Here is a 22,759-nt window from a genome sequence, read left to right on the forward strand (position 1 = left end):
CTTGCTACATTAAACAACTTATGTGTGAACCATAAGCTGTTATCTCCAATAAACCGTCCTTTTTAAGGGCGGTTTTTTAATTCAACCTTGCGCACAAACCTTCATCTGCTATCCATTCTAAAAGTGTCTATAACGGCGATTTCTCTTTGTTCATAATGCGCACCAAAATGGGGCGCTATGATTTTTACGCTGCACTTTGTTGGTGCTTTTGTAAGCAGCTAAATTGGCGGGAATTATTTAAATTTCATATTAAACAGTACCTTATAAAACTGGCCTGATGATTGAATTAGTTAGTTCAACAAATCAATAACAACTACATTTTTTCACACTTTTGGAGGTCGGGATGAAACTCGTCAGCGCTATCATCAAGCCATTTAAATTGGATGATGTCCGTGAAGCAATAGCAAGCATGGGCATTGAAGGTATGACCGTTACTGAGGTTAAAGGATTTGGTCGTCAAAAAGGACACACTGAGCTTTATCGCGGTGCAGAATACCAAGTCGATTTTTTACCTAAAGTAAAACTTGAAATTGCCACCAAAGCAGAAAATTTGGAAATGCTCCTTGAAGCGATTACCAAAGCCGCTCATACCGGCAAAATTGGTGATGGCAAAATCTTTGTGACAGATTTAGAACAAGCAGTCCGCATCCGTACGGGTGAGCTTGATAACGAAGCATTATAAGGGGGCGATTATGGAAGAGTTAACAAAATTAGGGCTTACAGTAACTGAATTACGCTTTGCATTAGATACTTTTTACTTTCTAATTTCAGGCGCATTGGTGATGTGGATGGCGGCAGGTTTTGCAATGTTAGAAGCAGGGCTTGTGCGTTCAAAAAACACGACAGAAATTTTAACTAAAAACGTGTGCTTATATTCAATCGCTTGTGCGATGTTCTTATTAGTTGGCTACAATATTATGTATGTAGACAATGCTGAAGGTGGCTTCATTCCTTCGTTTGGTTCGTTAATTGGCTCACAAGCTGATGGTGCTGACCATGCATTAGAATCTGACTTCTTCTTCCAGGTTGTGTTTGTTGCAACGGCGATGTCAATTGTTTCGGGTGCGGTAGCTGAGCGTATGAAGCTTTGGGCATTCTTAGCGTTTTCTGTTGTGATGACTGCGGTAATTTACCCCGTTGAAGGTTACTGGACTTGGGGCGGTGGATTCTTATCAGAAGCAGGTTTCTTTGACTTTGCTGGTAGCGGAATTGTGCACATGGCTGGTGCAGCTGCAGCAATCTCTGGTGTATTACTGTTGGGTGCTCGTAAAGGTAAATATGGCGCAAACGGTCAAGTACAACCAATCCCAGGTTCAAACTTACCAATGGCAACACTAGGTATGTTCATTTTATGGATGGGGTGGTTCGGCTTTAACGGTGGTTCTCAGTTATTAGTGTCAGATGCTGAAAACGCAACTGCAGTGGCTAAAATCTTTGTAAACACTAACTCAGCAGCGGCCTTTGGTGCTATCTCTGCACTAATCGTATGTAAGGTTGTATGGGGTAAAGCTGACTTAACCATGATTTTAAACGGTGCATTAGCAGGTCTTGTTGCTATTACTGCTGACCCATTATCACCTTCATTCTTAATGGCTGCTGTGATTGGCTTAATTGCTGGTGGCGTGGTTATCTTCTCAATTATAGCCTTTGACCGTGTTAAAATTGATGACCCAGTGGGTGCGATTTCAGTGCATGGAGTTGCGGGTTTCCTAGGGTTAATGTTAGTGCCTTTATCAAATGCTGACGCTAGCTTTGGTAGCCAGTTATATGGCGCTGCGGTTATCTTCATCTGGGTATTTGCTGCATCATTACTTGTATGGTTTGTATTGAAAATGACCATGGGTATTCGTGTAACAGAAGAAGAAGAATACAACGGTATGGATGTGTCTGATTGTGGTGTTGATGCTTATCCTGAGTTTGTGAGTGTTAAATCTGCCGGATAACTCATTTTTACGATACGTTAAAAACAGAACCTTTGGGTTCTGTTTTTTTTTGCTGTTTGAGCCTGTATTCTGTTTAAGTTACCCCTCTTCATTTGTGCTAAGTGCTGTGGGTGTAGATTTACTGCTGCCATCTCAAGCAAAGTCTATGGAGCTTGAATAGGATTTTGGCAAAATGCGCATTACTGTGCTGATAAATTCGCCCTTCGGGGGGGCGTCACAAACCCCATTACGGCTTCAAATGACTTTGATGTAGAATGACTACAGCTGCAGTCATTTTCATTGTACTGGGTCTAGTGACGCAGCCTAAAATAGATCACATTCTAATAAGGATTGGTATGACACATCGTTTGGGATTGATCATTTTGATTATGGGGCTATTTATGAGCTCTGTAACTGAAGCTGGCACCGTTGTTGTGCGTAAATCATCGCAGCCGTTTGATGCGTTTGCTGTGCGCGACGAATTGCAGCAACAGCATGAGTGGCAGGAGCTTTTTCGTCAGCAACAACAAATATCCATTTTGCAATCTTTACCCCTAACCTGTATTGCTGTCAAAGGGGCTTTTTTGTACTTCAATTGCGGTCAGCATCATTATCGCCCTTATCAATATCAACACCAGCAGTTATTTATTGAGATCGACTCGACTCAAGGACATTAGCTATGTTGGCCTATTTTAGCCCTGTTTAATCACTCCCCCAAGCGGTGCATTTGTGGCTGAAAACCAGTCTATTGACTACGCTTTAAGGTAGCTTAATTCTATCTGAGGCTTGAATCATGTTGGCTTATCACCCAAGCAGGATCGCAAGTAAGGCATTATGCCTATCCCAAAAAGGACTTCAATTAACGGTTAAATTATTATTTATTAGCGTATTAATCTGCCTTTGTGCTTGTCAATCAACACAATCTAATGTGCAACGTATTGATATTAACACCCTGTTTTACGATGATTACTTTACCCCAGTATCAACCATTGATACCGATGATATATATCAACTACCTGAAACATTTGTTGCCAAGTTTAGACGTCAATATTTGGCTGAACATACACTGAGAAGCCAAAATATACTGCCCAATGAATGGTTAGCACAATACATAGGTGCCGCCGAGGGTGGTTTTGAATATCGTGACCATTACACTCGATCCGCTAGAGAAACTGTCGTTAATCGCCAGGGGAACTGTATGTCTTTGGTGGTGCTGTCTGCAGCTTTAGCTGAGGTATTAAACGTGCCGGTTGAGTTTTATGATATTGACGTCGAACCCATTTGGGATCGCCGTGGTGGCTTTTTTTTGGTCAATGGTCATGTCAATTTAAACTTGATGCCTCCTGAAGATAGTAAAACCGTATTGCTTAGGGGCTCAAAAATGCTTGTGGATTTTTTACCTGAACGTTCAGTGAGGGCTTATCAAAGTAAGCGGGTTAATAAGCGGCAATTATCAGCAATGTATTTTAACAATATTGCCGCAGAAGCCTTGGTTAAAAACGACTATAACCAAGCGTATGCCTTAGTTAAAAAAGCGATTATGTTAAACCCTGAATTTGTTGCAGCGATAAACACTTTGGCGGTGATTTATCGTCATAAAGGGTATGAAACAGAAGCAGAACAAGCCTATCGAGCTGCATTACAAGTCAATCCGCAAGATTTATCAACCTTATATAATTTAGCGCTAATTTTAGGTGAGCAAGATCGGTTAACTGAGTGGGCTGAAGTGCATAAAGTATTAGAGTTGGCCAGAATTAATAACCCTTTTTATTACTTTGATATGGCGCAGCAAGCGTATTTTGATCGACAGTATCAAGATGCTCTTATGTGGTATAAGCGTGCAGTTGAAAAAGCAGACTACCGCCATGAGTTTTATTTTGGTTTATCGAGAGCGTATTGGGCAACGGGTGAACAGAGGCTTGCAGAAAAAAACCTTAAGCGAGCGTTAGCACTGAGTGATGTGGATAATAAACAGCGTTATCAAAGCAAGTTACAAGCCATGCGCCAATATTAGCCAAGGTTATCAGTGCGCTAACAGTGACTTCGCATGAGTTTAATTATAAAAATGCTCAATAGGTGGCTCTTTTGCGTTGAGCTTAATATGTACGCTGATAAATTCGCCTAAAATAGATCACATTCTAATAAGGATTGGTATTATATGTGACGCTTCTTAACCATGACAAACAGACACTAATATTGCTGCATATCAGGGTTTACGTTGAGGTATTATCTTGTTTCGTGAGGGATTATTTGGTTAAGCGGTTGGCTTGTTGTGCAGGTTGATAGCTGTTTTGTTCAGCTAAACTAAGAATTTCTTGATAATGGTACGATTGCTTTAAAGTCGTAATGGCTTGGTCTAGGACTGCGGCGGTGTGTTTGTCGTGACAGGCTATCTTTCTTTCTGCTGGGGCAAACAAGGCGACTTCTGTCACAGCTTGGCTTGTATCGAGCTTTTTTTGCAATAAATGGCGGTAATACTCAAAAATACGTCTCTCAAGTACTACCGATTGAATATGGCCATTAAATAGCATTACAACTTGGCTTTTTTGATTGGATATTTCACTGTAAAGCGGGTTTTGCACGGATATTTCGCTAAATTCTTCACCAAGGTACTTGGCAGCATTTTGAAACCCTAACATCGAGATGGATTTAAGATCTTCAATTTTGTGAATATTTAGCTTGTTTTTAGTCAGATAAAATACGCTATTTTGATATTCAATTAAGCTTTGAGTATAAAACATCCCTTCAACATGGTCAGGTGTATTAATCATGCAATCAATTCTCTTGGTACTCACCAAGCGTTGAGCGCGTAGATTAGGAGCGTGAACAAGTTCTGTCATCGCAATATCACTTAGTTCAAGCGCTGTGACTAATAGCTCATATTGTACGCCTTGAGATTTATTGGCAAAAAAATACGGTGCAATACTATTGCTGGTTGAAAAGCTGATTTGGGTGATATTGGGCAATGAAGCTTGTTGTAGGGTTTGGGCGTGATGTTCGACTAAGATATGAGGGAGTTCAGACGGATCGCTAATGATGTCATCTGCCGTAGTGGTTAGACAGATAAATAAGTTAAGCGTAACTAGCAAAAAAATGATGCTGTATTTCAAACGTTAGATTTCCTATTGTGTTGTCCTTGTCTGTTATCGTCGATGTTTATCAGGTAGATAAGTTTTGCATATACCGATCATTACTGGGTTTGATACGGTGTGATAACCTATTCCTTGTCCAGTGCGAAAACGCATTTTGATTTACATCAGTATGGTTCATCAAATGTCTTGCATCAAGTGCACTTTTATTTTAGGTGGTAACCTCCCATTTTATATCGGCATAGTTGAGTAATACTTGATTGATTTGTCGATTGATACTGGTTAAATTGAACTTTCGTGTTCATTTTCCTGATGTACTCTACTCATTTTTATATCACTTTTATGAATTAACCCATTTATTTCAATCTATTGAATAAGCGATATTATAGATTTTGCCGGAGTTGTAACCACTATGTATTATCAAAATGACGATATTCGTATCGATGAAATAAAAGAATTGCTACCACCTATTGCAATTCTTGAGCGATTTCCGGCTAGCGAGAATGCATCTGCGACCGTATATAACGCCCGTAATAACATCCATAATATTCTAGCTGGCAAAGATGACCGTTTATTAGTGATCATTGGTCCGTGTTCAATTCATGACCCTTTGGCTGCACTAGAGTATGGTGAGCGTTTAAATGTTTTACGTGAGCAGTATAAAGATCAGCTTGAAATTGTTATGCGTGTTTATTTTGAAAAGCCGCGAACAACAGTGGGCTGGAAAGGCTTAATTAACGATCCATACATGGACAATAGCTATCAATTAAACGATGGTTTACGCACTGCACGTAAATTATTGGTCGATTTAAATGAGTTTGGTATGCCAACCGCGGGTGAGTTTTTAGATATGATCACACCACAATATGTTGCCGATATGATGTGCTGGGGCGCCATTGGTGCACGTACAACAGAATCTCAGGTGCATCGAGAGCTGTCTTCAGGGCTCTCTTGTCCGGTTGGTTTTAAAAATGGTACTGATGGTACGATTAAAGTGGCGATTGATGCGATTGGTGCGGCTAATGCACCTCATCATTTTCTTTCGGTGACTAAGTTTGGTCATTCGGCGATTGTGTCAACGAAAGGTAATCCAGATTGCCATATCATTCTAAGAGGCGGTCGAGAGCCCAATTACAGTGCTGCGCATGTTGAAGATATTTCAGCGCAACTGAAAAAGTCAGGCCTTGCAGATAACATTATGATTGATTTTAGCCATGCCAATAGCAGCAAGGACTATAAAAAACAAATGTTAGTGGCTAAAGACGTTGCTGAACAAATATCTGCTGGCAACCAAGCCATTTTTGGGGTGATGGTTGAAAGTCATTTGGTTGAAGGTCGCCAAGACTTAGTTGATGGTGTTGAATTATGTTACGGCCAAAGTATCACTGATGCCTGTATTGGCTGGGACGATACGGAGCAGTTATTGGCCACGTTGAATCAAAGTGTGGTTAATCGTCGCAAAGGTTAATTAATACGTGCGAACAAAATAAGGCGCTAAATGCGCCTTATTTTTTTTCCTGCTGTGCTAAATATTCGTTTGCTTTTGCTAAGCTGCCAAATGCAGATATGAGATTGTTGCGGCCTTTGTCTTGTAATTCAGGGTTCCCTGATTCAATCATCATCCATACCCAAGTTTGTATTAATTGTAATGGTGGGTATTGAACTTTCGTGCTATCCAACATAAAGCATCCTTTAAACGGGTAAATCGTTGTTTGTGAATTACCCAAACAGTCGTTTATTTATTCCTGAAGAGTATCAAATAATATCTGTAGAAATAACTCTATTTAGACTTTAAAAGCTAAAAATGACCAAAAAAAAATAAAAAGTAGTATAAAAGTGTATGCTATTTTTTGTTTTGTAAGTCTAAAGTTTTACTTGTCATAAGATTAAAGAATAAAAATATTGAGATGATTCAGTGCTTATTCCAGTAGATTGTGACGTAAGTCTGATAAGAAAATGCTTTATAATAAGACAATACTGATTAACCTCATGATCATATTGCCACGTTAAGCGGCCTAACATTGGAGTAACGATGAGACCTTCTGCGTATTTTGAAGGCCCTGTAGGGAAACTGAACTGGCATGTTTTACAATTATTGTGGCCATATCTAATTGAGTTCAAAGGTCGAGTTTTGTTGGCAATGTTATGTTTGGTTATCGCTAAACTCGCCAGTGTCGGCTTGCCATTTATTCTAAAAGATCTTGTGGATACCTTGGACACGTTAAGCGTTGAACAAGCTCTCGCAGTGCCATTTGGGTTGGTGATTGCTTATGGTGCAATACGCTTTCTTAATGTCATCATTGGTGAAGTACGCGATACGTTGTTTGGCCGTGTAACAGAGCGTGCTATTCGTCGTCTTGGCTTGGCTGTGTTTGAACATTTACATCGCTTAGATCTTGATTTTCATCTTGATCGTAGAACCGGTGGTTTGTCGCGAGACATTGAACGCGGTACTAGTGGTGTGAGTTTTTTAATGCGTTTTATGGTGTTCAATATTGTGCCGACGCTGCTCGAGATAACACTGGTTATTGGGATTTTCTTTTTTAACTACGGCATTCAATTTGCGCTGATTACGTTTGTCTCAGTGATTGCTTATATCGGATATTCGATCAGAGCAACTGAATGGCGTACCGGTTTTGTGCGTGATGCAGCAAAAGCGGACTCGCTTGCCAATACCCGTGCCATTGACAGTCTTTTAAATTATGAAACCGTAAAATATTTTAATAATGAGTCTTATGAGTCACAACGCTACGATAATGCACTGGCTCAATGGGAAGTGGCTAAACGTAAAAACCGTTTGTCACTCCTAGCGCTAAACGGCGGGCAGGCGCTCATTATTGCTATTGCTATGACAGCGATGATGGCATTAGCTGCTCACGAGGTTTCATTAGGTATGATGACCATTGGTGATTTTGTATTAATTAACGCTTTTATGATGCAGTTATTTATTCCACTCAATTTTTTAGGGTTTGTCTACCGTGAAATCCGAGGCGCTTTGGCTAATATTGAACGTATGTTCGACATTATGGCTAATGTGCCACAAGTCGAAGACCAAGCAGGTGCTTCAACCATTAGCCCAAGTATAGGGGCAATAAAGTTTAATAATGTCAGCTTTCACTATGATCAAAGACCAATTCTAAAGCAGGTGAGTTTTGAGGTTCCAGCGGGTAAAAAAATAGCCGTGGTTGGAGACAGTGGTGCAGGTAAATCGACCATCATTAAACTTTTGTTTCGTTTTTACGATGTCAAAAGTGGTTCAATTACCATTGATGGTATCGATATTCGACAATTGACCCAATTAGCGTTACGCCAAGCGATTGCTGTAGTGCCGCAAGATACGGTGTTATTTAACGATTCAATCTATGAAAACATTCGCTATGGCCGGCCTGATGCAACAGAAGATGAAATTAAACAAGCCACTGAATTAGCACATTTGAGTGATTTTATTGATTCATTACCCGATAAAGGTAATACCAAGGTGGGTGAACGCGGGTTGAAACTTTCTGGCGGAGAAAAACAACGGGTTGCAATTGCCCGTGCGGTGTTAAAAGGCGCACCGATTTTAGTGTTCGATGAAGCAACATCATCATTAGACTCTCGCTCTGAACAAGCGATTTTAAGTGCTTTGCGCGATGCAGCAAAAGGGCATACGAGTTTGGTCGTTGCGCATAGGTTATCGACCATTATTGATGCCGACCAAATTGTGGTGCTCAGTAAGGGTTGTATTGTCGAGCATGGAACTCACAGCAGTTTATTGGCTCAACAAGGGTTATATGCTCGGTTATGGCATATTCAACATGAGCAGAGCGACCCACTCAGCCAATAATTTCTTAATTATCAAACTAGCTTTTGATGTGTTTTATATGTTTATTGTTACAATTATAACAAATGATTATTTTGACGATCTACAATAAGGTCGCTAATCTATAGCGCTGCGAGTTGTTAAATAAGGCATGTACACTTATATTGCTACTCGACACCTAGGCTTAAATCTGAACTAGTTGGTTATCCCACCGCTTAAATCCAAGCTGAGATTCATGTAAATATTGATCAATCTTTAAGGTACAAAATGATGTATGGAGGTGACTTATGCATAATATTACGTTGATAGCGGCGTTAGAAGGCACCCGACATCAGGTGAAGACAGATTGGTTTGCTATTATGGCAATGTTAAAGCAACGCAATATGTCCGATGATGCCATCAGTATTGTGTATAACGATTTATGTGCGGGGTTAAGGGTAACGACTCGAGGTTTAACATTGGCCAAAATGACAGAAGAACCTCAAGATCAAACCATTTTAAAGTAATTAACTTGCTTAATACCAATCGTTTTGTAGGTGTTTATGAATCGATGCTGATCATATGTGAAATCAATGATGCATTAAAAACTAACGAATTCAAAATAGAGTGGAGTTAACGTTGTATGGGCTGGTAGTAGGCAAAGTGCAATTTATAGACAAACTAAAGTGTAGCTATGTAGCAATAGCTAAAGTAGGACCACCTGAAGTTTAAACTATTTTTTTCTCCAGCCAATACATACCATCTTGATCAACGCTGCAGGCGAAGGATCGAGAGTTAAACGTTTGATTTTTCCGTGCTCAAAACAGACTAACTCGCCTTCGATCTCAATCATGCGATCGCAGTTTCGACAACTAATACTTAAGCTTTTTTCGTTAACGGGGATGTTATCCGCTTCAGTCTTTAACATATAACCCTTAATCCACATTTGTTCCTAAATCACATCAAAGTCATTTAATGTGATATATGTCATATTCCATTCTACACCTTATTCATGATTTCAGCAAAGCGATCCTGAGAGATTCATGACTATATTCACTATCTCTTTCGTCTAGGTTAATTTGATTATGGCTAATCGAAAAGTGGTAGGAGTGATCTGTCGATGAGCCAGTCAGTGGTAAATAAAGAATATTAATTACTAACTTTTTCAACGGTCTTGTTCGCATTGGCAAACAAAGTCATATTTAATGCACTGGAGACTATCGTATTGATAAGCTCCATTTATCGCCTCATCATTAATAGGTATAAACTCTTATCTATACTCACTTTTTTATTCCATATGTCGATAATGTTTATCTAATGTCACAGCCACTCCGGTACTTTGAACAATACGAGCGTGATGACGTGTTAGATATCTAGGGTCGACAACACCGCATGAGTGAGCAATCATGGTTAAATCGTAATGTAAAAAGTGGTTATAATTTGCAACACGAGCCGATTTATTTTTAGGATCCAGGCCTTTTTGCAAGCGAGTGTTGTGGGTTGTTATGCCAGTGGGACAAGTATCTTTATTGCATTGCAGGGATTGAATGCAGCCTAAAGCAAACATGTTACCTCTAGCTGAAGCAATAAAGTCAGCTCCCGTGGCCAATGCCCAAGCAACATTAGATGGCATGACTAACTTACCGGTTGCGATGATTTTAATACGCTGTTTTAAACCGCGCTCGTTCAATAAATCAACCAACAATGGCAAGCTTTGTTTTAATGGTAAGCCGACATTATCCATCAATGCTTGAGGCGCAGCACCTGTGCCGCCGTCTGAGCTATCGAGAGTAAAAAAGTCAGGCGCAGACTCGATTCCACGTCGCTCTATTTCATCACATAATTCGCTTACCCAGGTAATGTCACCTAAAACGGCTTTAATGCCTGTGGGCTTACCGGTGATATCGCGAACTTGGTTTATCATGTCGAGGATATCGCTTACACCTTTAAATTCAACATGACCATTAGGGCTAATGGAATCCTGCCCGAGAGGAATACCTCTAATGGCGGCAATTTCTTCAGTGACTTTAACCGCAGGTAAAATTCCGCCTTTACCGGGTTTTGCACCTTGGCTTAATTTTATTTCAAACATTTTGACTTCAGGATGGGCTGCTATGTCTGTCAACTTTTGCGAGTCTAGATGGCCTTGTTCATTGCGCACCCCGTACTTTGCCGTGCCGATTTGAAACACTAAATCACAATGCCCTTTTAAATGGTACGGGCTCAGCCCACCTTCACCGGTATTTAACCAACAACCAGCTTTCGCGGCGCCATGTGATAATGCCGTTATTGCTGGGCGTGATAACGCCCCAAAACTCATAGCAGAAATATGACAAATCTTCTCAGTACTATAGGGGTGTTGGCAGTTGGGACCAACTGTTACTGCTATCGGCTGATGTTGTTCATGATCACTAATGGGGAAGGCCGAGTTCATAAACATAACTGTGCCAGGCTTGTCTAATACCTGGGTTGAGCCAAAAGCGATAGTACGATCAACATTTTTGGCTGCACGATATACCCAACTACGTTCGGCGCGGTTGAAAGGTAATTCTTCGCGGTCTTGAGAGAAAAAATATTGTCTAAAAAATTCACCTTGTTTTTCAAATAAATATCGAAAGCGGCCAATAACAGGGTAGTTGTGGCGAACGGCCTGCTTAGTTTGAAGTTTGTCGGCGATGTACATGTAAATAACGGCAATAAGCAATAGCCAAAACAGCACTAAAAATAAACCTGAAAACAAGTCTATCCCCCACATAAACCAATGTTGTTGTCCCATGCTACGGTCCTTAATAAGCGTATCTATTTCTACAATATTAGTCGTGATGAGTTTGAGCAAGTTAAATTGATGATATTAATCAGTAGACTAAATTGACTTACCACGGCATGGCCTAAAAAGATCATCACAGCACTTTAGAAATTACCAAACTGGTCGATAATTAAGCTATCGGTCATTGCACGTGAGCCAAAGTTATGGATATTAAGACAACCAATAGCACGAGTGTCACCACTCAAAGTAGCACTCAAAACACAATCAATCAGCAAGCGACAAAAAGCAATGCAGCAGAACCTAAATTGACCAACAACCAACTTAGCCGCCAAATGATGAATAACTCGATTTTAGCTGCCCAAGAAGAAGTGAGTATTGCCGCAGGAGATAAATCGATGGCATTGCTTTATCGTGCTGCGATTGAAGCCATCAATGAGGAGCTTGCCCCAACCATGGGGGAAAATGCGGTCCAAAAAAACGCTGAAGAAGGTATTGATTACTCGCCTGAAGCTACCGCCGAGCGCATAGTCAGTTTTGCTACTCAATTTTTTTCGGTTCATCAGCAGCAAAATCAATCGATGGGATTTGAAGAGCAGGTCAGTAGTTTTATGGTTAAGATTGGTGATGCCATTGACCAAGGCTTTAAAGAAGCCAGTGACATTTTGTCTGGATTGAAAGTATTAGAAGGCGACATTGCAGATGGTGTAGACCAAACCTATGAATTGATTCAGCAAAAACTGGCGCAGTTTGCACAAGATAGGTTAGAGGCTAATGCCGCTAAAACAGAGACCAAAGAGGCTTAACCTTACGTCATGATATTGATGACTTTATCTAGACGTTGCAGTAGATATCATAAATAAACTTAGACTATTAATTAAGCAAATATCTGTATAGATTGGTATTATTATTTATCGCCAATCTAAAAGGATAACCGCCATGTGGATTAACGGTACTGTACTCAAACGCATTGATTGGAATGACAAATTATTTTCTTTGCGTATCAAAGCTGACATTGAACCTTTTATAGCAGGGCAATTTATAAAGCTAAGCCAAAAACGTGACGATAAGCGTGTAGCCCGAGCTTATTCCCTCGTTAACCCACCCGGCACTGATTATGTTGAAGTGCTCGCTGTGGCGGTTGAAGAGGGGCAACTTTCTCCCGTTCTACAAAGTCTAACTCCTGGTGATACAGTCGAAATTACCCCCAAAGCCATCGGGTTTATGACACTAGATGAAATCCCTCAAGGCGCCTTACAAGGCAAACATTTGTGGTTTTTAGCGACAGGAACGGCTGTCGGGCCGTTTATTTCTATGTTGGCCACAGATGAGCCTTGGGAGCGGTTCGAAAAAGTGGTGCTTGTTTATGGTGTTAGACTCGCCGAGGATTTAGCTTATCTTGATACCATTAAGCAGCTTCAGCACACATACCCACAACAATTTATTTTTATCCCTATCGTGACCCGTGAAGACTTTCCTGATGCATTATCTTGCAGGATCCCCGATGGAATAACCAGTGGTCTAATAGAGCAAAAAGCGGGTTTAGATATTAATGCAGAACACTCACAAGTGATGATTTGTGGTAATCCAGGGATGATTAGTGACGCGCAAGCCGCATTAATCGAAAAGGGGCTGAATAAAAACTTACGTCGTGTTCCAGGGCAAATCACCGTTGAAAAGTATTGGTAATTTTCATTTTTAACCAATGAATCTCAGTATTAAAGCTAGATTATTTTACAATCTGTTGACTAAAACGTCGAAAAGATCAAACAACACTTGCTCAATATGTGACGTTTATTTATCATTGTATGTAATTGATAATCGTTATCACTTACATTCTAAAGGGCTTATTTAAGCTTGTTAACAGGAGAGTGCCACAATGAAATTGCTCAATAACGTCGTATTGTTAGGGTTAGCCGGTATGACATTTTCTGCCACAGCAGCCGATCCACTGACCGTTTATTCTTATCGCCAAGCATTTTTAGTTGAGCCCATCCTAGCAAAGTTTACTGAACAAACCGGCGTTGACGTCAATGTGGTGTTTGCTAAAGATGGCATCGCAGAGCGTATAGCACGTGAAGGTCGCTTATCTCCTGCCGATGTCGTATTAACCTCAGATTTTTCGCGTTTAATGGAATTAGTTGAAAAAGATTTGGTTAGCCCAGTTAATAGCCCTGCTATTGATGAAAATATCCCTGCGCAATATCGCTCACCTAATCACGATTGGTACGCATTAACCATGCGAGTACGTAATGTATATTCTTCAAAAGAGCGTACTGGCAAAATAGATATTGATTATCAAGATTTAGCTTCAGAGCAATACAAAGGCAAAATTTGTACTCGTAGTGGTAAGCATCCTTATAATATTGCACTTGTTGCATCGATGATTGCCCATGATGGCGAGGCCAAAACTAAAACTTGGCTAGAAGGCGTTAAAGCTAATTTAGCCCGTAAACCGCAAGGTAATGACCGCGATCAAGTGTTGGCGATTAAAGAAGGCTTATGCGACATCGCCATAGGTAATAGCTACTATTACGGTAAAATGATGATGGATAAAAACCAAAAGAGTTGGGCAGAAGCGGTTTATATTAACTTTCCAAATCAGCAAAACCGAGGCGCGCATATCAACGTATCAGGTATGGCGTTAGCAAAGCATGCACCTAATAAAGATAACGCCATTAAATTGATGGAGTTTTTAACTTCGAATGTTGCCCAAGGTATGTATGCTGAAGTGAATATGGAATATCCAGTGAAAGCGGATGTTGCGCCATCTAAGCTTGTGGCATCGTGGGGCGACTTTAAAGCCGACTCATTGCCTGTTTATAAATTAGCAGAAAACCACCAAGCAGCAATTAAGTTATTAGATGAAGTAAAATTTGATCTGTAATTAAGTGCAGTTTTTTTAAGTATCAGCGCGTTGTTAAATGATAATAACGCGCTGAATCAATTCGGTAGACTTTATGATATTAGGCTTAACCAGAAGCTGGTCGCTTATTGGTTATTTGATTACTGCAGTATTATTGTTACCGCTACTTGCTCTTATTGTTCAGGCTACTCAGCCAGACGAGGCGGTATTCTCCCATCTGTTTAACACGGTATTACCTACCTATATTTACAATAGCTTGCAGTTAATGTTACTCGTTGGAGGTGGTTCACTGGTTATTGCCCTCCCAGCAGCTTGGTTTATTGCCCGTTGTGAGTTTCCTGGGCGGCGTTATTTTCAATGGTTATTGTTATTACCCCTCGCCATGCCAGCTTATATTGTTGCTTATGTTTATACCGATATGCTTGATTATGCAGGCCCTGTGCAGCGTGCAATGCGAGCATGGTTTGAGTGGCAAACACCGCATGATTATTACTTCCCCGCTATTCGCAGTATTGGCTGTGCAGCGATTGTGTTGTCGTTGGTATTATTTCCGTATATCTACCTGCTGGCTCGCACTGCATTTATGGAGCAATCGTCTCACTTTTTACATGCCTCTAAAGTGATGGGCTGTGGGCCTTGGCGGAGCTTTTGGCGATTAGCATTACCCATGGCGCGTCCTGCGCTTGCTGTTGGGGTTGCGTTAGTGGCAATGGAGACCGCTGCCGACTTTGCCACGGTAAGTTATTTTGCGGTACCGACGTTAACCACGGCGGTTTACGACACATGGTTAGGTTATGGTAGTTTAACCGCTGCGGCTAAGTTGTCGGCCATTATGCTATTGGTGGTATTTAGCATGGTTGGGGTTGAGCGTTTTGCTCGGCGTAAACAGCAATTATTTCAAAAACAGTCGAAAATGAGTGAAGCCGATAGATACCAATTAGCGCCAGCCAAAGCATGGGCTGCGTGGAGCTATTGTATGGGTTTAATAGCGATATCATTTTTACTGCCTTTTGTTGTGCTGTGCACATACGCGGTTGACTACTTTAGTGAAAGTTGGGATGACCGTTTTTTGCAGTACAGTATTAATAGTTTATATATAGCGGCTATTGTGAGCTTTATCTGTGTGGCTCTGGCGGTTGTGTTAATGTTTGTTAGACGCGTGAGCCCGCGCCGAAGCGATCAGCTTGCCTCACGATTGAGTAGCACAGGCTATGCATTGCCTGGCACGGTTTTAGCTATAGGTGTATTGGTTCCGCTGACTTATGCTGACTTTGCTATTAATGACTTAATGGCGTGGTTTGGCGCTAAAGGCCCTGGGCTATTGTTTACAGGTAGCGTATTTGCGTTAATCTTCGCATTTTGCGTGCGCTTTATTGCGATTGCCATTGGTAGTCTAGAGAGCAGTTATAAACGTATTTCACCATCACTTGATATGGCAAGTATCACGTTAGGCCAATCACCTCGACAGTTGTTACGCAATGTCCATCTTCCATTATTGCGTAAAGGCATGTTTACTGGCGCATTATTAGTGTTTATTGAAAGCATGAAAGAATTACCTGCAGCATTGTTGCTTCGCCCTATTGGGTTTGAAAACCTCGCCACGAATGTCTTTCAATTTGTCTCAGATGAGAAACTAGAGCATGGCGCTTTAGCCGCAATTGTTATTGTGTTGGTTGGGCTAGTACCATTGATTTATTTGAACCGTTCGTTGGAGCAATCACGCTAACATGTCTACTTTATCTATTCAGAATGTCACCAGTGATTACCAAGGACAGGTGATTTTAAAGCAGTTAGATTTAACCCTACAGCAAGGCGAAATCGTCGCGTTATTAGGTCCCAGTGGTTGTGGGAAAACCACATTGTTAAAAGCGATAGCGGGGTTACAGGCCATCAGTGAAGGCAGTATAAGCATTAATGGTCAGGTGCTCAGCGGTAATGGGGTTTTCGTTGCCAGTGAGCAACGAGGCGTGGGAATGATTTTTCAAGATTATGCTTTATTCCCTCATTTAACGGTTGCTGAGAATATTTTATTTGGGGTTAAAGGCTTAAATAAGCCTGAGCGCCAAACAAGATTAGAGGACATGCTTGAACTGGTTAAGTTAACTGGGCTTGGGGAGCGCTATCCTCATGAACTCTCTGGTGGGCAACAACAACGAGTGTCTATTGCGCGGTCTTTGGCATATGAGCCTGAACTTATGTTACTTGACGAGCCTTTTTCCAATATTGATGCTCAAGTGAGGCATGAGATGATGCTAGAAATTCGCGCCATTTTAAAACAGCGCAATGTCAGTGCTGTGTTTGTCACTCACAGTAAAGACGAAGCCTTTGTATTTGCCGATCAATTAGCATTGTTTGAGCAAGGCCGAATCGTGCAACATGGTGCTGCAGAAATCTTATATTCACATCCAAACAGCCACTACGTTGCCGACTTTTTGGGTACTACAAATTACCTGGATGTGACGGTAACTGCAGAAAAACAAGTGGATTCACTTCTAGGGAATGTCATTAGCACGACATCCTTACCTTATGCTATCGGTTCTCAAGGGCAGTTATTATTAAGGCCACAGCAAATTCTGCTACAAGCTGATGACAATGGTGACGCTGAAATTATCGACAGGCGCTTTTTAGGATCGGTTTGCCATTATCATATTATGCAACATGGGGTGTTTTTGGAAGTAAACAGCCCAATGATGAATTTTAGTATAGGGCAACGAGTTAAGTTAATTATTCCGCAGCATTCATTGGTGGTTTTTAGTGAATAATTATCATTTTAGTTGATGATAATTTACCATCATATGCAGTTATTGATTTAAATGTGAGAGTACATCAAGTAATTTGTTTGTAATTAAGCTAAAGTGATTTGGCTTATCAAATCAAACATGATCAAATTGTTAAGTTATAAGCATTTAGGCCGACAAACAGTATTAAGGTGGATGAGTTAATATGGGTAACCAAGTTATGCCTCGTGAACAATTAGGGATTTGCGCGGAAGGTAATTTACACAGTGTATATTTAATGTTTAATGCCATCGATGGCGTAGAAAAACAGTTACGCCCTTCAATTGCCAATGTGGCGCAATACATTTATGAACTCACGGACCAATATGCCGACAGTGCTTTTAACGGATTTGTGGGAATTGGCGCTAATTTTTGGGACACATTTTATCCTCAAGCCCGCCCAGCATTGCTTAAACCGTTTCCTTCAATGAATGAAGGCAATCGTGATGCCCCCGCAATGGAATACGACCTTTTTGTCCATATTCGTTGCGATCGTTATGATATTTTGCACTTAGTGGCTAATGAAATTAACCAAATGTTTGAAGATTTGGTCGAACTTGTTGATGAAGAACGTGGCTTCCGCTTTATGGATAGCCGAGATTTAACCGGTTTTGTTGATGGCACTGAAAACCCTAAAGGGCGTCATCGTCAGGAAGTGGCATTAGTCGGTAGTGAAGATGCAGAGTTTACTTCAGGCAGTTATGTTCACGTACAAAAGTACAAGCATAATTTGAGTAAATGGCACCGTTTGCCACTTAAAAAGCAAGAAGATATATATGGCCGTACCAAGGTTGACGATATTGAATATGCCTCAGACGATAAACCGCTTACAAGCCATACCAAACGGGTAAATTTAAAAGATGACCAAGGTAATTCGCTTGAGATTTTACGCCAAAGCATGCCTTATGGTTCGGTAAAAGAGCAAGGGTTAGTGTTTATTTCAGTGTGTCGTACACCAGAGCATTTTGAGAAAATGTTACATAGCATGGTTCATGGTGATGCTCATGGTAATCACGACCACTTAATGCTGTTCACTAAAGCCCTTACTGGGTCTTCATTCTTTGTGCCATCACTTGATTTTTTAACTCAATTTGATGATGCATAGGGCTCGATTATACAATAAAAAAGCAATGCCATGGCATTGCTTTTTTATTCAGTCTACTTGTTTTTTTATTCGCTATAGTTAAATAATGATTTAACAGTTTCTAGTGTATCATCAATGGTTTTGATACTAGCTGGGCAGATAAAAATAGTATCATCGCCTGCAATTGTACCTAAAATACCTTCTGGTTTACCTATTGAATCAAGTAAACGGGCAATCAATTGTGCTGCACCTGGGCTTGTACGTACCACAATCATAGCTTGGTTGTGATCGACGTCTAGTACTAGGTTTTTCAATGGGCTGCCAGCAGTAGGCACCCCTAATTCAGCTGGAAGGCAATATACCATCTCTTGCTTGGCATTGCGGGTACGAACCGCGCCAAATTTACTAAGCATGCGCGACACTTTAGATTGATTAATATTACCGAATCCTTCGGTTTGTAGCGCATTAACAATCTCGCTTTGGCTTCCAAAACGCTCTTCTTTTAGAATCGCTTTAAAGGTTTTTACGAGCTCATCCTGATTTTTTGTCGCTGGCATAGTGAAAATTCATCTTATCGTTGTTATATAAAAAATTTATAATTGTTATTCAAAAAACGAGTTCATTTTGAATAGATTGCCTGATTAAGTCAACAACGAATCAGATTTCTTGAATAAAAATTCATTTCAAAAGTGGAACTTTATGCTGACACTTTAAATCTTGCCGTGGACGTATTGTAAAGCAGGCTGGCCGACTTACCTCATGGTTTGGATGATTTGTTTCGTTAGCCAGTGTGTTTGGTCAATCGCAGCAATGTATCACCGTTGGCAGACATTAAGTTAAGCTTACCATCTGAAATATCAACGTGTTTTACTAATGAGATTGCTTGCATTAATTTAGCTTCTTGCGCCATAAGAGCATCAATACAGGCTTTCATGGTTGCGCCTTGCGTAGCAATTTGTAATCGACTGCCTTGTTGAACATAATGCCCAAAAAATTGATTACAACTATTATTGCCGCTTAATTGACCATTTTGAGAAAAGACAATATTGGCAGGACTGTTGTAAATGGCCGGTGTATCGACGACAACGTCAACATTCCATGTGCCAAGTAACTGTTCCTGAGTGACGATTTGGGGTTGAGTTTGACAGGCGCTAAGGCCTGAAAGCAATCCTATGGCACAAAGAATAGGCTTTATCATACGGCGAATACTCCTATAATAAAAAATAGCGATTATTCTACTACTGCTAGGGGGTATTTAGGCGGATAATGGTCATTTTTATTGGTTTAATTAACACGATTTAACCTGTGATGAGTATTCATATGATCAAACTGCTAAAAGTACTGCATTTTATTGGCATCCTTATGTTATTAGCTGGGGGGTACTTGTATTTGCAGACTGATTTCACTCAGCAAGTGAGCGGTATGTTAATGGTCGCATCCCTGATAGGGATTGGCACGCTAATTATGTCACCTTTGCCTGTCGCACTGGTGTTTGAGTGGGCGCGAAAACAATCGACATCAGATAAGCCAGAGGAGTAGCTATTGTTATTCACTATCCGAAAAGGTGCATTAATTGACGCCGCAGCTATTGTGCAATTAGAGCGTAAGCATATTAATGACGAGCTGAGTAAGCCTGTTGCAGCGTTGCATGCGCATTCGTTTACGCTTAACGAGGTCAAAACGTTAATTAATCATCACTGGCTGGCGGTTGCAGAGGACCAAGGGGAAATTATTGGTTATGTCATCGCGACTAAATGGGCGTTTTTTTCCTCTCAACCCTTATATCGTCATATTATTCAAAAGATTAAGTTTTCTGATTTAGATGGCTGCGCATTATCGACCACAAACACCTGCCAATATGGGCCTGTTTGGGTTCATCCGTCTTTTCGAGGCAAAGGTGTGTTTGAAGCCTTAGTCAATGAACTTAAGCATCAGGTAAAAGGGACTTATCCGTTTATGGTTACGTTTATTTCGGCTGATAATGTACGTTCACTTGTTGCCCACAAAAACAAAGCGGCTATGTATCTGCTTGAAGATTTTACATTTGAACAGCGTGATTATCAGTTACTGGTTACTCACACTGATCAATCTGCTGAGGCAAATTCATGAGCATGAATTTTGAAACTCTGTTTAGTCCCTATTTAACCTTGCGGTTGGCGGCTTTTGATAATATGAAGTTAATTGCAGCGGTGCTAAGCGAGGCTGGTGAAGTTTATCAATGCGTAGAGGCTAATCTGTTAGTAGACACTTTCAGTGAGCAGCGGAATCGAGGCTATTTTGTGCAATGGGGTGATCGTTGGTTATCTTGTGGGTTAACTCACTCTTATGCATCGCCGATTGTATTAATGACGAAAATTGATCTTGAGCAGATTGATGTGGCCTCGGTGACTTTGATAACTGTGCCTGTGATGTCAATGCAGCAAGTGGGTTTTATGTGTATTGAAAGCGCCCACTTTGATCATTGTTAAGTTAATTACGTTCGCTTTAGAGGGTGCGGCATAGTTGCATTATAACTAAGGGGCGTTTATCACTATGGTAACGCTGATACAGTTGGAGAATATCTGCGGGGATTTGATTGGTTTGCTGTGGTGTAACTAAATTAAATTGCTGCTTTTGGTACAAGGGCTGTAGTGTTGCTTCTGTAAATAAAAAGCACTTTCTATCTATTAAATAAGGATTTATAAAGGCGAGCAAGTCGTTGGCGATACCTTTCGCGCGAGAGTCTGGCTCAACGAGCATGCCGTTGAGCAGTTGAAATTGCCCTACAGGTTTGATTCTGACTGCTGCAATAATGTTAGCGGGTAAATTTAATATCTTGTTTGTGCCAGTTAAGGTTTGTCTTGTACGCACTTGTGGTGTTGATGGTGACTTATTGTCAACCAAAGCCGGAGTATGATATTGCCAAATGACTGCAACAGACTCTTTCACGGATACCCTTGCATAGGGCATATGTTGACGGTAAAAAAGCTTTAGCGCTGACCACTGTTTTATTTGAGCTAGGCTGTCAGTACAACCTGTACTTCCACTCAATAGGTGGGTATCTATCCAGTCAGCTTTAATCATAACTATTTACTGTATTTCTATTAACAAAAAACCGCCTTAAGGCGGTTTTTTTGGTAATGCAGGGTTAATTATAAACCGGCATCTGCACGTAATATTTCTGCTTTGTCTGTCGCTTCCCAAGGGAAGATATCACGACCAAAGTGACCGTAAGCTGCAGTTTGTTGATAGATAGGGCGCGCCAAATCTAACATTGCAGTTAAGCCATATGGACGCAATTCGAAGTGTTGACGTACTAACTTAATCAAGACTTCTTCAGACACTTTACCAGTGCCGAAGGTTTCGATGCTGATAGATGTTGGCTCTGCAACACCAATAGCGTAAGACACTTGCAGCTCACAACGATCAGCAAGACCCGCTGCAACAATGTTTTTAGCAACATAACGTGCTGCATAAGCTGCGCTACGGTCAACTTTTGATGGGTCTTTACCAGAGAAAGCACCACCACCATGACGTGCCATGCCGCCGTATGTGTCAACGATGATTTTACGACCAGTTAGGCCACAATCGCCAACCGGACCACCAATCACGAAGCGACCTGTAGGGTTAATAAAGTATTTCGTGTCTTTATTTAACCACTGAGCAGGTAATACTGGCTTGATGATGGTTTCCATTACCGCTTCAATCAAATCAGATTGAGTGACGTCTTCACGGTGTTGAGTTGATAACACAATGGCATCAATACCGATAATTTTGCCTTCATCGTAAGCAAAAGTAACTTGGCTTTTTGCATCTGGGCGTAACCAAGGTAATGTGCCATCTTTACGCACTTCAGACTGACGCTTCACTAATTTGTGAGCATAAGTAATCGGTGCTGGCATTAATACGTCAGTTTCATTGCTGGCATAACCAAACATTAAGCCCTGGTCGCCTGCGCCCTGTTCTGCAGGATCGCTTCGGTCAACACCTTGGTTAATGTCTGGCGATTGCTTACCAATGGCGTTTAATACTGCACATGAGTCTGCATCAAACCCCATATCTGAATGGGTATAGCCAATTTCACGCACGGTTTTACGGGTAATTTCTTCAATATCGACCCAAGCAGAAGTGGTGACTTCGCCGCCCACTAATACCATGCCTGTTTTGACATATGTTTCGCACGCAACACGAGCTTTAGGATCTTGCTCAAGGATTGCGTCTAATACCGCATCAGAAATCTGATCGGCGATTTTATCTGGATGACCTTCTGAGACCGACTCAGAGGTAAACAAGTGCTTTGCCATAATTGGAAAATCTCGTTGGTTGCATTTGAATATACGTCTAGACGTCTATTTTAATCGAAATCGAAATCGATAACACCCCCCTAATACGAATTTAACCTAAGAATTGTGCAATACATCAGCAATATAATTTACCCAGTGGGGTTTAGTGATGAGTAAAAATAGGTTAATTGATTGAATTATAGTTAATTAATGA

23 protein-coding genes are annotated in these 22,759 nt (G+C 40.9%); 16 read left to right on the forward strand and 7 right to left on the reverse strand.

All coding sequences use genetic code 11. The features are described from left to right. Positions 1-343 precede the first annotated feature (343 nt). From PQR79_RS19685 to PQR79_RS19700, 4 genes are all read left to right on the forward strand, one after another. A complete protein-coding gene (locus PQR79_RS19685; protein WP_238107652.1) occupies positions 344-682 on the forward strand; it encodes a P-II family nitrogen regulator in 339 nt (112 codons plus the stop codon). Between the two features lie 10 nt (positions 683-692). Then, the gene (locus PQR79_RS19690) at positions 693-1,943 is read left to right on the forward strand and encodes an ammonium transporter (RefSeq protein WP_188918098.1); all 1,251 of its coding nucleotides are present in this window, start codon (positions 693-695) and stop codon (positions 1,941-1,943) included. A 380-nt stretch (positions 1,944-2,323) separates the two neighbouring features. Next, the gene (locus PQR79_RS19695; protein WP_274408630.1) at positions 2,324-2,599 is read left to right on the forward strand and encodes a hypothetical protein; all 276 of its coding nucleotides are present in this window, start codon (positions 2,324-2,326) and stop codon (positions 2,597-2,599) included. A 116-nt stretch (positions 2,600-2,715) separates the two neighbouring features. Beyond that, positions 2,716-3,936 (forward strand): tetratricopeptide repeat protein, encoded by a 1,221-nt coding sequence (locus PQR79_RS19700; RefSeq protein WP_238107650.1) that lies wholly within the window; start codon positions 2,716-2,718, stop codon positions 3,934-3,936. Between the two features lie 232 nt (positions 3,937-4,168). Here PQR79_RS19700 and PQR79_RS19705 read toward each other — a convergent pair whose 3' ends face one another. Further along, complete coding sequence (locus tag PQR79_RS19705) at positions 4,169-5,032, reverse strand: transporter substrate-binding domain-containing protein (protein WP_238107649.1); 864 nt, start codon at positions 5,030-5,032, stop codon at positions 4,169-4,171. Between the two features lie 391 nt (positions 5,033-5,423). Between PQR79_RS19705 and aroG the strand changes: the two genes are divergently transcribed. Further along, on the forward strand, positions 5,424-6,479 hold the full coding sequence (aroG, locus tag PQR79_RS19710; protein WP_238107648.1) for a 3-deoxy-7-phosphoheptulonate synthase AroG: 1,056 nt from the start codon (positions 5,424-5,426) through the stop codon (positions 6,477-6,479). Between the two features lie 37 nt (positions 6,480-6,516). On the opposite strand, the gene PQR79_RS19715 is transcribed toward aroG, so the two are convergent. After that, positions 6,517-6,693 carry a hypothetical protein gene (locus PQR79_RS19715; RefSeq protein ID WP_238107647.1) on the reverse strand — a complete coding sequence of 59 codons (177 nt, stop codon included), beginning with the start codon at positions 6,691-6,693 and terminating at the stop codon, positions 6,517-6,519. Between the two features lie 350 nt (positions 6,694-7,043). On the opposite strand from PQR79_RS19715, the gene PQR79_RS19720 reads away from it, so the two are divergent. Continuing rightward, positions 7,044-8,837: an ABCB family ABC transporter ATP-binding protein/permease gene (locus tag PQR79_RS19720; RefSeq protein ID WP_238107646.1), complete on the forward strand. Its 1,794-nt coding sequence runs from the start codon at positions 7,044-7,046 to the stop codon at positions 8,835-8,837. A gap of 263 nt (positions 8,838-9,100) precedes the next feature. Beyond that, positions 9,101-9,319 carry a hypothetical protein gene (locus PQR79_RS19725; RefSeq protein WP_238107645.1) on the forward strand — a complete coding sequence of 73 codons (219 nt, stop codon included), beginning with the start codon at positions 9,101-9,103 and terminating at the stop codon, positions 9,317-9,319. Positions 9,320-10,080: 761 nt separating this feature from the next. Here PQR79_RS19725 and PQR79_RS19730 read toward each other — a convergent pair. Then, positions 10,081-11,568, reverse strand: a complete 1,488-nt coding sequence (locus PQR79_RS19730; RefSeq protein WP_238107709.1) for an FMN-binding glutamate synthase family protein — start codon at positions 11,566-11,568, stop codon at positions 10,081-10,083. 194 nt (positions 11,569-11,762) lie between these two features. On the opposite strand from PQR79_RS19730, the gene PQR79_RS19735 reads away from it, so the two are divergent. The 6 genes from PQR79_RS19735 to PQR79_RS19760 all read left to right on the forward strand — a co-directional run bounded on the left by PQR79_RS19735 (position 11,763) and on the right by PQR79_RS19760 (position 18,304). Further along, positions 11,763-12,362, forward strand: coding sequence for a DUF5610 domain-containing protein (locus PQR79_RS19735; RefSeq protein WP_238107643.1), 600 nt, complete (start codon positions 11,763-11,765; stop codon positions 12,360-12,362). A 133-nt stretch (positions 12,363-12,495) separates the two neighbouring features. Next, positions 12,496-13,245 (forward strand): ferredoxin--NADP reductase, encoded by a 750-nt coding sequence (locus PQR79_RS19740; protein WP_238107642.1) that lies wholly within the window; start codon positions 12,496-12,498, stop codon positions 13,243-13,245. Positions 13,246-13,435: 190 nt separating this feature from the next. Further along, positions 13,436-14,443: a Fe(3+) ABC transporter substrate-binding protein gene (locus tag PQR79_RS19745; protein WP_238107641.1), complete on the forward strand. Its 1,008-nt coding sequence runs from the start codon at positions 13,436-13,438 to the stop codon at positions 14,441-14,443. Positions 14,444-14,516: 73 nt separating this feature from the next. Further along, positions 14,517-16,148 (forward strand): ABC transporter permease, encoded by a 1,632-nt coding sequence (locus PQR79_RS19750; protein ID WP_238107640.1) that lies wholly within the window; start codon positions 14,517-14,519, stop codon positions 16,146-16,148. Position 16,149: 1 nt separating this feature from the next. Next, positions 16,150-17,184, forward strand: coding sequence for an ABC transporter ATP-binding protein (locus tag PQR79_RS19755; protein ID WP_238107639.1), 1,035 nt, complete (start codon positions 16,150-16,152; stop codon positions 17,182-17,184). A 181-nt stretch (positions 17,185-17,365) separates the two neighbouring features. Beyond that, positions 17,366-18,304, forward strand: a complete 939-nt coding sequence (locus tag PQR79_RS19760) for a Dyp-type peroxidase (RefSeq protein ID WP_238107638.1) — start codon at positions 17,366-17,368, stop codon at positions 18,302-18,304. Between the two features lie 65 nt (positions 18,305-18,369). On the opposite strand, the gene argR is transcribed toward PQR79_RS19760, so the two are convergent. Together argR and PQR79_RS19770 are read right to left on the reverse strand one after the other, a co-directional pair. Then, on the reverse strand, positions 18,370-18,840 hold the full coding sequence (argR, locus tag PQR79_RS19765; RefSeq protein WP_238107637.1) for a transcriptional regulator ArgR: 471 nt from the start codon (positions 18,838-18,840) through the stop codon (positions 18,370-18,372). A 224-nt stretch (positions 18,841-19,064) separates the two neighbouring features. Further along, positions 19,065-19,481: an META domain-containing protein gene (locus PQR79_RS19770; RefSeq protein WP_238107636.1), complete on the reverse strand. Its 417-nt coding sequence runs from the start codon at positions 19,479-19,481 to the stop codon at positions 19,065-19,067. A gap of 122 nt (positions 19,482-19,603) precedes the next feature. Here PQR79_RS19770 and PQR79_RS19775 point away from each other — a divergent pair, with 122 nt between their 5' ends. From PQR79_RS19775 to PQR79_RS19785, 3 genes are read left to right on the forward strand one after another with little or no spacing between them, the layout of a single operon-like run. Further along, a complete protein-coding gene (locus tag PQR79_RS19775; RefSeq protein ID WP_238107635.1) occupies positions 19,604-19,822 on the forward strand; it encodes a hypothetical protein in 219 nt (72 codons plus the stop codon). A gap of 3 nt (positions 19,823-19,825) precedes the next feature. Next, positions 19,826-20,392: a GNAT family N-acetyltransferase gene (locus PQR79_RS19780; RefSeq protein WP_238107634.1), complete on the forward strand. Its 567-nt coding sequence runs from the start codon at positions 19,826-19,828 to the stop codon at positions 20,390-20,392. Next, on the forward strand, positions 20,389-20,751 hold the full coding sequence (locus PQR79_RS19785; RefSeq protein ID WP_238107633.1) for a hypothetical protein: 363 nt from the start codon (positions 20,389-20,391) through the stop codon (positions 20,749-20,751). The genes PQR79_RS19780 and PQR79_RS19785 overlap by 4 nt, the downstream gene beginning before the upstream one ends. 16 nt (positions 20,752-20,767) lie before the next feature. Here the strand turns inward: PQR79_RS19785 and PQR79_RS19790 are convergent, their stop codons facing one another. Further along, complete coding sequence (locus PQR79_RS19790; RefSeq protein WP_238107632.1) at positions 20,768-21,346, reverse strand: hypothetical protein; 579 nt, start codon at positions 21,344-21,346, stop codon at positions 20,768-20,770. Positions 21,347-21,414: 68 nt separating this feature from the next. Continuing rightward, positions 21,415-22,566 carry a methionine adenosyltransferase gene (gene metK / locus PQR79_RS19795; RefSeq protein ID WP_238107631.1) on the reverse strand — a complete coding sequence of 384 codons (1,152 nt, stop codon included), beginning with the start codon at positions 22,564-22,566 and terminating at the stop codon, positions 21,415-21,417. Positions 22,567-22,759: the final 193 nt, after the last annotated feature.

The organism is Shewanella metallivivens (genome assembly GCF_028750675.1).
Lineage (GTDB): Bacteria > Pseudomonadota > Gammaproteobacteria > Enterobacterales > Shewanellaceae > Shewanella > Shewanella metallivivens.

Excerpts from the sequence above, each read along its gene's own strand:
- PQR79_RS19700 (WP_238107650.1), top strand. The coding sequence starts at position 2,716 with ATGTTGGCTTATCACCCAAGCAGGATCGCAAGTAAGGCATTATGCCTA.
- PQR79_RS19785 (WP_238107633.1), top strand. The coding sequence starts at position 20,389 with ATGAGCATGAATTTTGAAACTCTGTTTAGTCCCTATTTAACCTTGCGG.
- PQR79_RS19790 (WP_238107632.1), bottom strand. The coding sequence starts at position 21,346 with ATGATTAAAGCTGACTGGATAGATACCCACCTATTGAGTGGAAGTACA.
- PQR79_RS19735 (WP_238107643.1), top strand. The coding sequence starts at position 11,763 with ATGGATATTAAGACAACCAATAGCACGAGTGTCACCACTCAAAGTAGC.
- PQR79_RS19685 (WP_238107652.1), top strand. The coding sequence starts at position 344 with ATGAAACTCGTCAGCGCTATCATCAAGCCATTTAAATTGGATGATGTC.
- PQR79_RS19750 (WP_238107640.1), top strand. The coding sequence starts at position 14,517 with ATGATATTAGGCTTAACCAGAAGCTGGTCGCTTATTGGTTATTTGATT.
- PQR79_RS19690 (WP_188918098.1), top strand. The coding sequence starts at position 693 with ATGGAAGAGTTAACAAAATTAGGGCTTACAGTAACTGAATTACGCTTT.
- aroG (WP_238107648.1), top strand. The coding sequence starts at position 5,424 with ATGTATTATCAAAATGACGATATTCGTATCGATGAAATAAAAGAATTG.
- PQR79_RS19760 (WP_238107638.1), top strand. The coding sequence starts at position 17,366 with ATGGGTAACCAAGTTATGCCTCGTGAACAATTAGGGATTTGCGCGGAA.
- PQR79_RS19715 (WP_238107647.1), bottom strand. The coding sequence starts at position 6,693 with ATGTTGGATAGCACGAAAGTTCAATACCCACCATTACAATTAATACAA.
- PQR79_RS19740 (WP_238107642.1), top strand. The coding sequence starts at position 12,496 with ATGTGGATTAACGGTACTGTACTCAAACGCATTGATTGGAATGACAAA.
- metK (WP_238107631.1), bottom strand. The coding sequence starts at position 22,566 with ATGGCAAAGCACTTGTTTACCTCTGAGTCGGTCTCAGAAGGTCATCCA.
- PQR79_RS19730 (WP_238107709.1), bottom strand. The coding sequence starts at position 11,568 with ATGGGACAACAACATTGGTTTATGTGGGGGATAGACTTGTTTTCAGGT.
- PQR79_RS19755 (WP_238107639.1), top strand. The coding sequence starts at position 16,150 with ATGTCTACTTTATCTATTCAGAATGTCACCAGTGATTACCAAGGACAG.
- PQR79_RS19775 (WP_238107635.1), top strand. The coding sequence starts at position 19,604 with ATGATCAAACTGCTAAAAGTACTGCATTTTATTGGCATCCTTATGTTA.
- PQR79_RS19725 (WP_238107645.1), top strand. The coding sequence starts at position 9,101 with ATGCATAATATTACGTTGATAGCGGCGTTAGAAGGCACCCGACATCAG.
- PQR79_RS19745 (WP_238107641.1), top strand. The coding sequence starts at position 13,436 with ATGAAATTGCTCAATAACGTCGTATTGTTAGGGTTAGCCGGTATGACA.
- argR (WP_238107637.1), bottom strand. The coding sequence starts at position 18,840 with ATGCCAGCGACAAAAAATCAGGATGAGCTCGTAAAAACCTTTAAAGCG.
- PQR79_RS19695 (WP_274408630.1), top strand. The coding sequence starts at position 2,324 with ATGAGCTCTGTAACTGAAGCTGGCACCGTTGTTGTGCGTAAATCATCG.
- PQR79_RS19770 (WP_238107636.1), bottom strand. The coding sequence starts at position 19,481 with ATGATAAAGCCTATTCTTTGTGCCATAGGATTGCTTTCAGGCCTTAGC.
- PQR79_RS19720 (WP_238107646.1), top strand. The coding sequence starts at position 7,044 with ATGAGACCTTCTGCGTATTTTGAAGGCCCTGTAGGGAAACTGAACTGG.